General features: G+C 33.4%; 15 protein-coding genes. 5 read left to right on the plus strand and 10 right to left on the minus strand.

The features are described from left to right. Positions 1–59: 59 nt before the first annotated feature. Together guaC and rpsN are read right to left on the minus strand one after the other, a co-directional pair. Positions 60–1,037 carry a GMP reductase gene (guaC, locus tag QMO72_RS07965; protein WP_103267354.1) on the minus strand — a complete coding sequence of 326 codons (978 nt, stop codon included), beginning with the start codon at positions 1,035–1,037 and terminating at the stop codon, positions 60–62. A gap of 193 nt (positions 1,038–1,230) precedes the next feature. After that, on the minus strand, positions 1,231–1,500 hold the full coding sequence (gene rpsN / locus QMO72_RS07970) for a 30S ribosomal protein S14 (protein ID WP_069824183.1): 270 nt from the start codon (positions 1,498–1,500) through the stop codon (positions 1,231–1,233). A 314-nt stretch (positions 1,501–1,814) separates the two neighbouring features. Between rpsN and rpmG the strand changes: the two genes are divergently transcribed. Beyond that, complete coding sequence (rpmG, locus tag QMO72_RS07975) at positions 1,815–1,964, plus strand: 50S ribosomal protein L33 (RefSeq protein ID WP_046836327.1); 150 nt, start codon at positions 1,815–1,817, stop codon at positions 1,962–1,964. A gap of 337 nt (positions 1,965–2,301) precedes the next feature. Here the strand turns inward: rpmG and QMO72_RS07980 are convergent, their stop codons facing one another. Next, positions 2,302–3,789, minus strand: a complete 1,488-nt coding sequence (locus QMO72_RS07980) for a catalase (protein WP_103267355.1) — start codon at positions 3,787–3,789, stop codon at positions 2,302–2,304. 224 nt (positions 3,790–4,013) lie between these two features. Between QMO72_RS07980 and QMO72_RS07985 the strand changes: the two genes are divergently transcribed. Further along, complete coding sequence (locus QMO72_RS07985; protein ID WP_103267356.1) at positions 4,014–5,459, plus strand: amino acid permease; 1,446 nt, start codon at positions 4,014–4,016, stop codon at positions 5,457–5,459. 235 nt (positions 5,460–5,694) lie between these two features. Further along, positions 5,695–6,009, plus strand: a complete 315-nt coding sequence (locus QMO72_RS07990; RefSeq protein ID WP_103267357.1) for a hypothetical protein — start codon at positions 5,695–5,697, stop codon at positions 6,007–6,009. Positions 6,010–6,069: 60 nt separating this feature from the next. Here the strand turns inward: QMO72_RS07990 and QMO72_RS07995 are convergent, their stop codons facing one another. Genes QMO72_RS07995 through QMO72_RS08010 form a run of 4 tightly spaced genes read right to left on the minus strand, consistent with a single transcriptional unit; the run spans position 6,070 to position 10,189 of the window. Beyond that, positions 6,070–6,876, minus strand: a complete 807-nt coding sequence (locus QMO72_RS07995; RefSeq protein ID WP_103267358.1) for a Cof-type HAD-IIB family hydrolase — start codon at positions 6,874–6,876, stop codon at positions 6,070–6,072. 43 nt (positions 6,877–6,919) lie between these two features. Continuing rightward, entirely contained in the window at positions 6,920–7,840 is a 921-nt protein-coding gene (gene thrB / locus QMO72_RS08000; RefSeq protein ID WP_103267359.1) for a homoserine kinase, read from the minus strand. Between the two features lies 1 nt (position 7,841). Beyond that, a complete protein-coding gene (gene thrC / locus QMO72_RS08005) occupies positions 7,842–8,903 on the minus strand; it encodes a threonine synthase (protein WP_103267360.1) in 1,062 nt (353 codons plus the stop codon). Positions 8,904–8,908: 5 nt separating this feature from the next. Beyond that, complete coding sequence (locus QMO72_RS08010; protein WP_069824189.1) at positions 8,909–10,189, minus strand: homoserine dehydrogenase; 1,281 nt, start codon at positions 10,187–10,189, stop codon at positions 8,909–8,911. Positions 10,190–10,379: 190 nt separating this feature from the next. Between QMO72_RS08010 and QMO72_RS08015 the strand changes: the two genes are divergently transcribed. Continuing rightward, positions 10,380–11,747: an aspartate kinase gene (locus QMO72_RS08015; protein WP_073504556.1), complete on the plus strand. Its 1,368-nt coding sequence runs from the start codon at positions 10,380–10,382 to the stop codon at positions 11,745–11,747. Positions 11,748–11,814: 67 nt separating this feature from the next. Here the strand turns inward: QMO72_RS08015 and QMO72_RS08020 are convergent, their stop codons facing one another. Together QMO72_RS08020 and QMO72_RS08025 are read right to left on the minus strand one after the other, a co-directional pair. Then, complete coding sequence (locus QMO72_RS08020; protein ID WP_103267361.1) at positions 11,815–12,402, minus strand: hypothetical protein; 588 nt, start codon at positions 12,400–12,402, stop codon at positions 11,815–11,817. 108 nt (positions 12,403–12,510) lie between these two features. Next, positions 12,511–12,966 carry a sugar phosphate isomerase family gene (locus QMO72_RS08025; RefSeq protein WP_103267362.1) on the minus strand — a complete coding sequence of 152 codons (456 nt, stop codon included), beginning with the start codon at positions 12,964–12,966 and terminating at the stop codon, positions 12,511–12,513. Between the two features lie 300 nt (positions 12,967–13,266). On the opposite strand from QMO72_RS08025, the gene QMO72_RS08030 reads away from it, so the two are divergent. Further along, positions 13,267–14,130 (plus strand): NERD domain-containing protein, encoded by an 864-nt coding sequence (locus QMO72_RS08030; RefSeq protein ID WP_103268052.1) that lies wholly within the window; start codon positions 13,267–13,269, stop codon positions 14,128–14,130. Between the two features lie 119 nt (positions 14,131–14,249). Here the strand turns inward: QMO72_RS08030 and nucI are convergent, their stop codons facing one another. Then, positions 14,250–14,780: a thermonuclease NucI gene (gene nucI, locus QMO72_RS08035; protein ID WP_103268051.1), complete on the minus strand. Its 531-nt coding sequence runs from the start codon at positions 14,778–14,780 to the stop codon at positions 14,250–14,252. Between the last annotated feature and the right edge of the window lie 46 nt (positions 14,781–14,826).

Consider the following 14,826-nt stretch of genomic DNA (forward strand, 5'->3'; position numbering starts at 1 on the left):
TACTAGAATAACAACGATATATAATAAAAATTTTCTAATGTGTCACACCTACTATTAAATTAGTCTCTATCTCCATTAAAAATAGAGTTTTTCACGACTACATAATCCACTTTTCTCAAGGAATTTAAATCTTTGCCACCTGCATATGAAATAGAACTTTGTAAATCTTGCTGCATTTCCACTAAAGTATCAGATAATGAACCTTTGTGTTCAACAAACATTTTTTTACCTTCAACATTTTTATGTTCACCTTTTTGGAACTCAGATGCACTACCAAAGTATTCTTTATATAATTTACCATCTAACTCTACAGTTTCACCTGGTGATTCTTCATGTGCTGCAAACAATGAGCCAACCATTACCATTGAAGCACCGAATCTAATGGATTTCGCAATATCACCATGTGTTCTAATTCCACCATCGGCGATAATAGGCTTACGTGCTGCTTTACTACAATGGTTCAAAGCTGCTAATTGCCAACCGCCTGTACCAAAACCAGTTTTAATCTTAGTGATACAAACGCGACCTGGTCCAATACCTACTTTAGTAGCATCTGCACCAGCGTTTTCAAGTTCACGCACACCTTCAGGCGTACCAACATTACCAGCAATAACAAACACTTCTGGAATAAAACGTTTAATATGCTTAATCATATTAATAACCGAATCAGAGTGCCCATGTGCAATATCAATTGTAATATAGTCAGGAATAACTTTTTCAGCAGCTAATTTTTCAACAAAATCAAATTCACGTGCTTTAACACCCACTGAAATAGATGCAAAATATCCTTTTTCTTGCATACGCTTTGTGAACGGAATGCGTGCTTCTTCATCAAATCTGTGCATAATATAGAAATAATTGTTTGCTGCAAACCATTCAGCCAACGTTTCGTTCATAACTGTTTGCATGTTGGCAGGAACTACAGGCAAATTAAAACTTCTTGGCCCAAATTGAACAGTTGTGTCACATTCAGAGCGACTATCAACAATACATTTGTTTGGTATAAGTTGGATATCCTCGTAATCAAATATTTTCATAGTTAAACAAACCCCTAACATTTTTAATAATACAATCGTTTAATGGTAAGATTTTCATGATGATTTCCTTTGTTCTAAATGAAATTATATCTAACTTTAGTACAATTTCCGAACAATAACTTTTTCCACTCATCTTCACCATTAGATAATATACATTGTTTTATCGTAAATGTAAATGGACTATAGTCGTAAATTACCAACTAGATTTTTTAACTCCTGGAATTTGCCCTTTATGTGCATACTCTCTAAATGCAATACGTGACATTTCAAATTTGCGATAAACCCCTCTAGGTCTACCTGTCACTTTACAGCGTCTAGTTAGCCGCGTAGGTGAAGAATCTCTTGGTAACTTGCTCAATGCTTCATAGTCACCTTTAGCCTTTAATTCTTCACGTAACTCACGATATTGATTAACTAAACGTTCCCTTTTTTGTTCTTTTGCTATTTTGGATTTTTTCGCCATTAACTTTCAACCTCTCTTTTATAAAACGTAATCATTACGTTTTGTATAATAACACACTTTTTCACTTTAGCAAATAATTAAATTGTTAATCCTCGTTCTATATTCTGTAAGCGGCTGCTTTTACTTACAAATCTATATCCCAATATCTTTGATCTTTGATGCTCAATAAGTACGCTTAAATGTAATTTTCTATGACTAGACCTTATATATTTTGAGGATTTAACCATTTAATCGAAATACACAATTGATATTTACTTATAATTATGATAAAATTTTAAAACGTAACAATTCCTATTAAGAAAGAGGTGTCGACTTTGCGCGTTAACATTACATTAGCTTGTACAGAATGTGGCGATCGTAATTATATTTCTAAAAAGAACAAACGTAATAACCCAGAACGTATCGAACTTAAAAAGTTCTGTCCTAGATTAAATAAATATACATTACATCGTGAAACAAAATAGGGTTCTGTCCTTATTAGCTTTTTTAAATACGACAGATTTACTTTCAAACCTGAAACGAGCGCATATTGCAGCTTATTTCAGGTTTATTTTTGTCGTTAAATTCAACTTTTAGTATGCTCAGTTCTTCTATTTAAATATATATTTGTTGAGGTAACTATTTTTAAATAGCAAAAGTTTATAAAATATTACCAATCTATATTTCATAGTACCCCTACTTTATATCGTCTATATCTACACCATCGATCATAGTGTTTTACTTTTACCTAAATAAAAAAAGAGCATCGCATTTACGACACTCTTTAGCACAGCTAATGATGAGTTAGATTACTAATGGCAACTAATCTTTAATTTCTAAATCTACATCATTAATATCAATACCTAATGCTTTGGCTACACCTTTACCATATTCAGAATCCGCTTTGAAGCAATGACGAATATGACGATGTTGTACTTCTAATGTTGTACCTTGCATTTCATTAGCTGTATTTACAAAAATACGCTCTTGTTGCTCCTTAGATTGTAATCTAAAGAGACGCCCTGGTTGTTCGAAATAATTATCATCATCTTCTCTATAATTATACTCATACGCTTCGCCTTCAACTGGTAAACCAGGTTTTTTAAATTCAGGTTGATCTTCAAATGAACCATCACTGTTTGGATAGTAATGTGTACCTCCACCTTGGTTATTATCTAAGATACGCATTTGACCATCTCTACTAAATGGACAAATATTTTCAACACCTACGCCTTTAGGTTGGTTAACTGGTATTTGCCAATGATTTACGCCAAGTCTGTAACGTTGTGCATCACCATATGAGAATAAACGACCTTGCAACATTTTATCAGGTGAAAAATCAATTCCCGGAACTATATTTGTCGGTGCAAAAGCAGCTTGTTCGACATCTTGGAAGTAGTTATCTGGATTACGGTTAAGTTCAAATTCTCCTACTTCAATTAATGGATAGTCGCCTTTGTACCAAACTTTTGTTAAATCGAATGGATTATCTTTATGCTTTCTTGCTTGTTCTTCCGTCATAACTTGTATATACATTTTCCATTTTGGGAAATCTTTATTTTCAATCGCTTCAAATAAATCACGTTGCGAAGACTCTCTGTCATTAGCAATCGTTTGAGCTGCTTCATCAGGCTGTAAATTTTCAATACCTTGTTGCGTTCTGTGATGGAATTTCACCCAAACACGTTCTCCTTTATCATTATATAAAGAGTAAGTATGAGAACCAAAACCGTGCATATTTCTAAATCCTTTTGGAATACCTCGATCTGACATCAAAATAGTGACTTGATGCAACGCTTCTGGTAGAGAGGTCCAGAAATCCCAATTGTTTTGTGCACTGCGCATATTTGTTCTAGGGTCACGTTTCACTGCATGATTTAAACTCGCAAACAATTTAGGATCTCTAAAGAAGAATACTGGTGTATTGTTACCTACTAAATCCCAATTCCCTTGGTCAGTGTAAAACTTCAATGCAAACCCACGAATATCACGCTCAGCATCCGCGGCGCCTCTTTCACCTGCTACAGTAGAAAAACGTGCAAACATTTCAGTCTGCTTTCCAACCTCTGAAAAAATACTTGCAGATGTGTACTGAGTAATATCATTTGTGACTGTAAATGTCCCAAATGCACCAGAACCTTTTGCATGCATACGTCGCTCTGGAATTACCTCCCTATCAAAATGAGCCATCTGTTCTAAAAAGTACCAATCTTGCATCACCATAGGTCCTCTAGGGCCTGCAGTCATACTATTTTCTCTATCAGAAACTGGCGCACCAAAAAGACTAGTCAATCTTCTATTATTGCTCATAATGTTTCCCCCTAAAATTAATTCTAGATAATAATGATTATTATCTAGAATTAATTTTAATGTATACCGCACTTAAAAGCAACAAACTAACATGTAAACTCACAATAATTTTCCGAAAATTTAAAATATTGATGATTTTAGTAACATAAAAAGCATTGATTGTAGTAACTAAAAGCATTAAAATGGAGTGTATATAAAATTTAATAAATTATAGGAGACAAATTATGGCGCAAAATAACATGAAACGTGGTCTAAACTCGCGACATATTTCAATGATAGCTATTGGTGGTGCAATTGGGACTGGACTATTTGTAGCGACAGGAAGCGTAATCTCTCAAGCAGGCCCTGGTGGTGCAATATTAGCTTACTTGATTATCGGAGTGATGTTATATTTTTTAATGTCATCCATTGGGGAATTAGCTACATTTTATCCAGTATCGGGATCCTTCAGCTCATATTCAACTCGATTCGTAGATAGTTCTTTAGGGTTTACAATGGGATGGCTATATTGGGTCATGTGGGTATTGGTCACAAGTGTTGATATCATCATTGCATCTAGTGTACTGAATTACTGGGAAGTGTTTAGTTTCTTTAGTCCCGTAACTTGGAGTATGCTCTTTTTATGTTTACTCTTGTTACTGAATATTTTTTCAGTTAAGGCTTTTGGTGAAACTGAATTTTGGTTATCACTTATCAAAGTCATAACTATAATTATATTTATTGTTATTGGTATTTTAACAATAGTAGGTATCTTAGGTGGAAAAACGTATGGTTTTGACCATTTCACTACTGGACAAGCCCCCTTTGTTGGCGGCATTTCTGGCTTTTTAGGTGTATTATTAATTGCAGGGTTTTCTGTTGGTGGCACTGAAGTTGTTGCAGTAACAGCCGGTGAATCTTCGAACCCTCATCAATCAATGCCTAAAGCTATTAAACAGGTGTTTTGGAGAATATTATTATTTTATGTGTTATCAATTGCAGTTATTTCAGCAATTATACCTTATACTGATCCACTACTATTAAATAAGTCTGAATCAGTAAGCCAAAGTCCGTTTACCATTGTATTCGATCGTGTAGGTATTGCTTTTGCTGCTTCTGTCATTAATGCAGTTATTTTAACTTCACTATTGTCGGCAGCAAATTCTGGTATTTACACAACAAGTCGTATGTTATTCTCAATGGCCGAAGATAAACAAGCACCACGTATTTTCGGGAAATTAAATAAAACGACTAAATTACCTATGATTTCTATATTCACTACGTTTATCATAGTATTACTTATTATTATATTGGCTCAATTTAAATCAGACATCGTATTTTCATTACTTAATATAATTGGTTCATTGGTTATAGTAGTTTGGGCATCTAGCATTATCTCACAAATCCGTTTACGTTCAGCAATCAAAAAGCAAAATAAAAATCCAGATGACGTGCTTCCATATAAAGCACCGTTCTATCCATTAGGACCTATTATTGTTATTGTTGCATTATTATTCTTATTTGCTGGTAATTCGTTAGGCGCTCTCATCTCTGGTGATTTTTTAGCAGTACTACGTAATATTTCACCAATTATTATTTTAGCTATTATTTACTTTGCACATAAAATCATTCGTAAAACGAAAGTCATTAAACTTGAAGAAATGGATTTAAAAAGTCACACTTATGAGTAAATAAAACAAGGATACATTAACATCTCATGTATCCTTGTTTTTTTATGTATATCATTAATAGAATAGAAAGCAAAACTTATTAGTACTCTGATTAGCGTGCACATTGTATATGATATACTTCATAATACGAAAACGCTTCACTCACTAAAATTACATGAGTCCTTGATATTTTCAGTTCAGTAAAATTATAGTATAATTAAGTATAATAATAAACGTTAACCTAGAGGTGGAAACTATGATTGGACAGACAAACTTATTTGACGACATTTTAGAAACTGAAGAACGCTTCGTTATTGTTGTGCAATCACTTGAAGACAGACACAACCGCTTGATTAAGCGCACACTTAGAGAATATAGTAGCTTGGATCATGCTCAAATGGAAAGTCTCTTTGACCATCTTAAAGATTTATTTTTAGAAGAAGACTTTGAAGAAAATCAGTCTGCATTTTCGATTACTGTATATACAAATTTAGATTATGCTGCTGATCATGTATATGCACACGTTAAGAGACATCGTGGCAAACATGAATGGACACATACAGCTAAATAATGCGACACACATCGTAAAACAACAAAAAATGGACCGATAGCTATATATCGGTCCATTTTTTTATTTTAAAAGTGTTTTTAAAGCATGAGGAATACCGTTCTCCCCATTACTTAAAGTAACTTCATCAGCAACAGCTTTAACTGCATCATTAGCATTATCCATTGCTACTGCATAACCAACTACTTCAAGCATTGATATATCATTAGAACTGTCTCCAAATGCAATAACTTGTGATAGATTATAACCTAATTTATCACATAATGCGGTAACAGCATTGCCTTTGGATACATCTTTAGCCATAAACTCTAGGAAATAAGGTTTACTCGTTGTAACGTCAACATCCTCATTAAAGTGTCCTGCTAATTCAATATTCAAAGCCGTAACATTCGGTACATAATCTACACCCATTGCTTTCGGTACTTCTGTTTGAATATAATCCTTAATATTATCTACGCGTTTCATCGGCAAACCAGTTAACTCAGATTCTATATTCATATATTCATGCTCACCTTCATATATGATATAACCTCCATCATACGTTAAAACAAATAATTTATTTTCTCTGCAGTAATCTACTATTAAGTCAAAATTTTCTTTAGAAATTGAGCGACTCACTTCTACTTGCTCATTGCTAACATTAATTGTCTTACCGCCGTTATAACTGATTACATAACTATTGTTTTGATCTAGTTGTAATAATTTTGCTGTCGGTAACATTCCTTCTGTTGGACGACCTGAAGCTAGTATTACTTTATACCCCTGTCTTTGTGCTTCAATCAAATAAGCAGCTGTTTCAGGGCTAACTTCATTATTAGTATTCATCAATGTGTCATCCATATCCATTACTATAACTTTATACTCACTCATGTTGCCTGTCTCCTTTCAACATCTCTTTATATATTACTATATATTAAAGACGTTGGTACAGTACTTTAGATACTACGCCACTTTCATTGATAGTTACCAATTCAGAACGACAATCATCAAACTCGCCTTTGAGCGCCCTCACTAATTCACCACTACGTTCTGGTGCAATAAGCGTAAGTACTGTTGGACCGGCACCACTAATAACTGTAGCATAAGCTTGATATTGTTTAGCTATATCTTTAATTGACTGAAACTCTGGGATTAAGTGTTGACGGTATGGTTCATGAAAGCCATCTTGTTCCATCATTTTTCCTGCAAGTTCATAATTGTGTTGAATCAATGCACTGATCATAGTATTACTGATTGCACTATTTTGTACGGCCTTTTTATGTGAAAATGTATCTGGCAAGGTATTTCTGGAATCATCAGTTCGTAGTTCGTATGATGGTATAGTAATAATAATATCTACTTTAGGCGTATCGATATATGAAACATCCGTCACTTTAGTATCCGGATTATAATACCCTAAAACAAGACCGCCATATATTGTTGGGGCCACATTATCTGGATGCCCTTCAAACTCTGTAGCTAATTGAAGTAATTCGTATTTAGACAATTCGATATCACCAAAATAGTTAGCGATGTAGAGGGCACCAACTAAAGCTGATGCTGAAGAGCCTAACCCTCTCGCAAGCGGGATTTCACTTCTCATTTCAATATCTAACCCTGGCAATGTGACATCATATTTGCGTGCAACTTTCTGCGCAATTTGATAAATATAATGCCTATTATCTGTGGGTAAATCTTCTACATTAGGTCCAACATGATTAAAACTCCATACGCCACTTGTATTTGTTTTTACATCTAAATATAAAAATTTATTTAAAGCCATACCTATAGAATCAAAACCGACACCTAAGTTAGCTGTAGATGCCGGAATTTTCAAATGTAACATGTTGTTCATGCTAGAGTGCCCCTTTGATATATTCTAAGATGCTCTTTCTATCATTTGGTAAAGGTTTGATAGGGTTATCTAACAATGATATTGCTGTGTCAGGATCTTTTAATCCATTACCAGTGAGTACAGCTACAACCTTCTTCCCTTGAGGCAATTTGCCAGCACGGTGTAATTTTATCAATCCAGCTATAGAGGCATTACTTGCTGGTTCACTAAAGACACCTTCTTTACGTGCCATTAATTGATACGCTTCTAAGATTTCTTCATCTGTAACGCTATCAATTAAACCGTTTGATTCATTTAATGCATTTGTCGCCTTATCCCAACTTGCAGGATTACCAATACGAATTGCCGTTGCAACAGTATCAGGGTCTTTTACTACTTTGTTTTGAACGATAGGTGATGCACCTTCAGCTTGGAACCCATACATATGGGGCAATGCTGTATTATCACGTTCATGATATTCTTTAAAACCTTTCCAATAGGCTGAAATATTACCAGCATTACCAACAGGAATAGATAAAACATCTGGAGCTACGCCACCTAATTGTTCTATAACTTCAAAGGCACCTGTTTTTTGACCCTCTATTCTGTATGGATTGACTGAATTTACCAGTGCAATTTCCCCATTTTCAGCAACTTCTTTCACAATCTCTAAGGCTTCATCAAAATTGCCTTCAATAGAAACGATTTCCGCACCATACATGACAGCTTGTGATAGTTTACCTAAAGCTATTTTACCTTCAGGGATGACTACGATTGCTTTTAGACCTGCACGTGCTGCATAAGCAGCCGCTGATGCTGAAGTGTTACCCGTTGATGCACAAATTACTATTTTTTTCCCTTCTTCTTTAGCTTTAGCCATAGCCATAACCATGCCTCTATCTTTAAAAGAACCTGTAGGATTTGCACCTTCGTATTTTACGTGTAATTCAATACCAAGCATTTCCGATAAATTTTCACAATAAACTAATGGAGTATGACCTTCATTTAATGTTAATTGTGGTGTATTTTCATTTACTGGTAAATATTCCTTGAATTCTTTTACTAACCCTTGCCATTTCTCCATTTTAATTAAACCCCTTCGACTGGATATATTTTCTTAACGATATAACCTGATTCTGTTATTGAAGACTCTGGTGACTCATCTATACCTACGATAACCACACCAACTGTATGTGCATCACGTTCTTTGACAGCTAATGATTTATGGAAAGGTAATTTAGCTTTAATCAATGACTCAACTTTATTAAGCTCATCACCATCAGTTTGGACAACAGCATAGTAACTTTCTTTTTCTTTAATTGTCACTGTATCTTCATCATCCATCATTTCTTTTGTTGCTTCTGTTTTCAACTCGAAATGTGGTGGTAATGTGTGTAAATTAGAATCAAAATTTAATGTTACATTTAATAAATCACTCACTACAGCACTACCTGTGGCTAAGCTACCTGCACCTTTTCCGTAGAACATCGTTTCTCCAACAGCATCACCAATAACATAAATCGCATTAAATTCATCTTCAACAGCAGAAAGTTGATGCGCTTTATTGATTAACGTTGGTGCTACAGATGCTTGAACCTCTCTATTTTCATATGTACCTTTACCAATCAATTTGATTTTATAACCTAATTCATCCGCAACTTTGATGTCTGATAATTCAACATCACTAATGCCATGTCTTTCTACATCAGACAAATTAATCACTTGATTAAATGTTAAATATGATGTAATTACAACTTTTCTTGCTGCATCAACACCTTCTACATCATCAGTAGGATCTGCTTCTGCAAAACCTAGTTTTTGAGCTTCATCTAATGCATCTTCAAACGATGTTTCTTCTTGAGTCATTTTACTTAAGATAAAGTTAGATGTACCATTTAATATCCCCATGAACTTACTGATGTTATTGGCATTCAAACCATTATTAATCGCGTTAACAATTGGAATACCTCCAGCAACACTCGCTTCATATTTCAGTGCTACATCATTTTCTTGTGCTAAGTCTTCTAACACATTCAAATGAACAGCTAGTAGATCTTTATTTGCAGTAATAACATGCTTCTTCTGACTTAACGCACGTTTCAACCAGTCAACCGTCGGCTCAATGCCGCCCATTACTTCAACAATAATATCAATAGAATCATCGTTTAAAATTTCATCAATGTCTTCTGTTAAATTATACTTCGATACATTAATAGGTCTTGATCTAGATTTGTCGCGAACTAAGATATGTCTGATATTAATATCTTTGTCCATTGTGTCTTTAATTTGTTGTCTGTTCTCTTCGATTATCTTAACTACACCTGAACCTACAGTACCTAAACCGAGCAGGGCTACATTTAATTCTTTCATAACTTCATTCCTCCGATTGTTCTTCTAAAAAATACAAGTGTACAGTTGAAAAATACTTGAATATGGTATAGTATAAATTCATTCATTATTTTTGTAAAGGTTGAAAATTTAAATCGTATATCTATACTATCACTCTCGTGATAAAAACTAAACAAAATTTTCTGATTTTTTAGAAAGGTTGTATGTCACTATGAAAGTAGCGAAATTTGGAGGAAGTTCTGTTTCTAATGCAGAACAAATAAAAAAAGTATTAAATATCGTCAATTCGGACGAGGATAGAAAGATTATTGTAGTTTCTGCACCAGGTAAACGCCATAAAGAAGACGTCAAAACAACTGACTTACTGATACGTCTATACGAAAAAGTCATTGCAGGTTTAGACCATATTTCTAAAAAAGAAGAAATTATGCAACGTTATGCTGATATTATTTATGAATTAGAAATGCATGATAATTTATTATTCACTATTGATAAAACGCTAGAACATTACATCAAGACATTAAAAAATAAACCTTCTCGTTTATTAGATGCGCTACTCTCTTGTGGTGAGAATTTCAATGCCCAACTTATTGCTGAATATAATAATAGTCAAGGCATCCCTACGCGTTATATTTCACCAGGTGATGCGGGTATCACAGTTACTGACTTACCACAAAACGCACAAATCTTAGACCATTCTTATGAAGATATCTACCAATTAAGAGCATATAAAGAAAAATTAATTATCCCGGGTTTTTTTGGTATTTCAAGACAAAACTATGTTGTAACATTCCCTCGTGGCGGTTCTGACATTACCGGTGCAATTGTTGCACGAGGTGTAAGAGCCGATTTATATGAAAACTTCACAGATGTCTCAGGTATATTTAGAGCAAACCCAACTATTGTAAAACACCCTGAAGTCATTGATGAAATTACCTATAGAGAGATGCGCGAGTTATCTTATGCTGGCTTTGGTGTATTCCATGATGAAGCACTACAACCATTGCACAAAGATAGAATTCCCGTCGTTATAAAAAATACAAATCGTCCTAACGATACAGGTACTTTTATTCGCCACGATAGAGAAATCAATTCGAATAATATCGTCAGTGGCATCAGCTGTGACAAAGACTTTACGGTACTAAATATCAAAAAATATTTAATGAATAGACAAGTTGGATTTACACGTAAAATACTTGGCGTGCTTGAAGATTATAATATTTCATTTGATCATATGCCTTCTGGTATAGATAGTATAAGTATTATTATGCGTTCAAAAGAAATTCAAAATCGAGAAGAACAAGTGTTAAATGATATCCGTAAAAATTGTGATGTGGATGAATTAAGTGTTGAACACAATTTAGCAATACTCATGATTGTTGGAGAAGGCATGCATAGAATTGTCGGTACTGCGAATACAATTACCCATGCCCTTGCAGAGTCTAATATCAATTTAAAAATGATGAACCAAGGCGCTTCAGAAATTTCAATCATGTTTGGTATCGATGTTACTGATGCTGAAAAAGCAGTTAAAGCTACATACGAATATTGTTATAATGGCGAATGTTTGAAATTGTAAAACTAAAATCCTTCAAATCGTAAATGTCTTGATTGAAGTCAGACTTTTGTTAACGATTTGAAGGATTTTATATCGCTTTCTTTTCCGAATTTAACGCTTGATTTATACGTTCATCACCAACAACTAAACGCAACATTACAAATTGATAATAACTCAGAGAGTCAATGACGCTACGATAATTAGGCAGCTGATGATAATCAATTGGATCTAATAACTCATACATTAAAACAATCTCAGGTTTCACATAATCAACATCCCATTTGATTGAATGGAAATAAATGTGTTTCTCTGGCATACGTATATTGTGATTCCATCTAAACATCCAATCATCATCTTCAACATCATATACGATAACTGTCATGATTAATTCATTTTGATCAAAAATATTGGCATGTGTAATCTTAGAGAACTCTATTTCAGAAAAGTCTGAAGTGCTCTGTGTTTCATCATACAAATTTATGTGATATGTTTTCGGGATATATTTTAATACTTCAGCAAGAAATTTCCTTTCAACACTGATATCTACTTTACCATCTAAATTAAATTCATCATGTAAAAATAATTGCTTAGCGACCTCGCCATTATATTTAAATAGATTACCAACTTTTTCGTTTAATCTATTAACAAGCGTTTTAATATTTTCATTATTGTTCAAATGAGCACCTCCTCTAAAAGTAAGCGTTTCCAATAATATACATTATATAATTTGTAGTTATAATTTTCAACGTATTACTCACATATTTGAAAACTATTTAATATGCTATTAAAAATAACCAATAAACATGTAGCCCCTTAATGATTCTGTACTTAAAAACTCTGGTCGATTCACAACCAATGTATCGTTAGCATTGTTATATAATGTCAGTTGAAGCTCTGCAACTTCCGGTATAGATTGGTATAGCGCATCCTCAATCATATATGGTACAGCCGCAAAGTAATAACGAATTTGATATTTTGAAAAAGTTTGTACAACATCCGGACCGACAATAATATGATATGTGCCATTTACCACACCATTAGGTAAAATAATATTAAAATCAGTATATTTAGCTACATATTTAATAATATCAGTTGAATAGCTTATCACAGAAATTTTAGTTCCTGTGTTATATAAATAATCAATTATCTTATAAGCAGTAGGATGATTATCGAAAGCGATAATTTCACCTTTCTTTATTTGTTGCATTATTTGCTCGAGATAATTTTTGATAGCACTCAAATCATTGTCCCCCATCTTCAACGTATCTTTTGTACCCTTTATTATATCTATTAATCCCCCTAAGTGTAAACGAAATTCACCCTTAATATTAACATTCAATGTATAGAAAAATATAATGACTACATTTATATATAGTCATTCTTGAAAATATTAATTGTATAACAACCTTAAAATTGATTCTCTTCTAATAAAAGTCATATAATCAATATATAACAGTTTAAATAATTGTATTTGTACTACTATGTATAAAAGAGTAAAATAAACTGTATCAATAAATTTAATAAGATTAGGATGATCACCATGTTTCTTCTATTCATTTTACTAGTAATCATTATTTTACTCATTATTGTTGCTATTATTAACCACCGTGTTATGCAACAAAAATTGGATACAGAAATTTATGCTAAAGACCAATTGGTCACTAAAATAAGTACGGTTACACGTGAAAACACGCACTTAAAAAACCAAATGTTACGCATTGATGGCAATAATGATACACATCACCATGGCTTAAGAAAAGCTAAGCAAGACTTATATGAAATTTTAGAACAATATAAACAAGAAGGCAAAATTCAACACTATGCTATTATTGCAACAGGAAATCTTGCAGTAAAACATCCGCTTTTCGAATTTGCACGAACTTTTGATTATGTTGTTATTTCAGAAAAGGGTATTTTCAACATTAACGTGAAAAACTGGAAACAAAAAACGTTCTATCACTTTACTGTAGACCCTACTTTAGAAAATCAATCTAATAAAGAGAACACAGTAAACCAAACAGTGGGTCGCTATATTGCTGAGCAATATCATAGCCAATTCCAATCTTCAAACAAAGCAACATATACATTTATAGAACGTATCAAAAATAACTCGGTTATTTTTGATTTCTATAATTATGATCCTTATGAACAAGCAGCCAAAAACACTAAAGAGTTAGAGGCCAAAATAGCTGAACGCCTCAATCACAACATCAAAAGTATCGGACTTGTATACTTTACAGATGGCAGCGTGAATTTAATCGATGGCCCTACGGTCAGAGAAGAATATGCTGAAACTGTTTCTTCTAAGTCTTCACTTAAAGAAATCATTGGTGGAACGATCAACGAAGCTGAGGAAGCTTTAACGAAAGAGCAATACGATAAACTTGTAGCGCGTTTCCACTAACTCATAAACATACTAAACCCCCGATGCCAAATACAGCATTGGGGGTTTAGTATGTTTATGATGTGCAAGCTTGAATATAGATTGTTTAAACCGTGCAAATGAATTTAGAAAATATTTATTTAACTCCACAAATTTATTTTATCACTTTTAGCTTGTTGCTCAGCTTTTTGGAATATTTCTCTGTATTTACCATTCGGCGCAAAATATTTCTCACGAGCTAAACCATTTTTCACCATTTGTTCATTATACATTGTTTTTTTATCTAACCAAACATAGGCTAAAATTCTACCATAACGATCTTCTTTTTCTTTATCAAACTCTAAAAAAACATCCTTATCAGTTAAATGTTTCTTAGTATAATTTGAAGCTTCTTTCCCATAAGGCTGTACCGGTGTATTGGGTTTAACTGTTTCTGGCGTATCAATACCTATTAATCTAACCTTTAATTGCTCACCCTTTTCATCTTTAGCAACTAACGTATCTCCATCTACTACACGTTCAACATGCACCTTTTCCGTTTGATCAGGACCAGATGCTGAATTAGAACTGTTCCCTTGAAACGGACCACTATGATTAATAAATTGAAAAGCTAAAACGCCTAAAATAATAATACCAACCACTAGCGTTGTCATTTTCTTTGTCGATTTCACTGTTGCACCTACTTATATAGAATTGTCCAAATCATCATATATAAAT

The sequence above is a fragment of the Staphylococcus casei genome (genome assembly GCF_030294405.1).
In the GTDB taxonomy this organism is placed as follows: Bacteria; Bacillota; Bacilli; order Staphylococcales; family Staphylococcaceae; genus Staphylococcus; species Staphylococcus succinus.

Excerpts from the sequence above, each read along its gene's own strand:
- QMO72_RS08030 (WP_103268052.1), top strand. The coding sequence starts at position 13,267 with ATGTTTCTTCTATTCATTTTACTAGTAATCATTATTTTACTCATTATT.
- thrB (WP_103267359.1), bottom strand. The coding sequence starts at position 7,840 with ATGAACAACATGTTACATTTGAAAATTCCGGCATCTACAGCTAACTTA.
- QMO72_RS07980 (WP_103267355.1), bottom strand. The coding sequence starts at position 3,789 with ATGAGCAATAATAGAAGATTGACTAGTCTTTTTGGTGCGCCAGTTTCT.
- rpsN (WP_069824183.1), bottom strand. The coding sequence starts at position 1,500 with ATGGCGAAAAAATCCAAAATAGCAAAAGAACAAAAAAGGGAACGTTTA.
- QMO72_RS08015 (WP_073504556.1), top strand. The coding sequence starts at position 10,380 with ATGAAAGTAGCGAAATTTGGAGGAAGTTCTGTTTCTAATGCAGAACAA.
- QMO72_RS08010 (WP_069824189.1), bottom strand. The coding sequence starts at position 10,189 with ATGAAAGAATTAAATGTAGCCCTGCTCGGTTTAGGTACTGTAGGTTCA.
- thrC (WP_103267360.1), bottom strand. The coding sequence starts at position 8,903 with ATGGAGAAATGGCAAGGGTTAGTAAAAGAATTCAAGGAATATTTACCA.
- QMO72_RS07990 (WP_103267357.1), top strand. The coding sequence starts at position 5,695 with ATGATTGGACAGACAAACTTATTTGACGACATTTTAGAAACTGAAGAA.
- QMO72_RS07985 (WP_103267356.1), top strand. The coding sequence starts at position 4,014 with ATGGCGCAAAATAACATGAAACGTGGTCTAAACTCGCGACATATTTCA.
- guaC (WP_103267354.1), bottom strand. The coding sequence starts at position 1,037 with ATGAAAATATTTGATTACGAGGATATCCAACTTATACCAAACAAATGT.
- QMO72_RS07995 (WP_103267358.1), bottom strand. The coding sequence starts at position 6,876 with ATGAGTGAGTATAAAGTTATAGTAATGGATATGGATGACACATTGATG.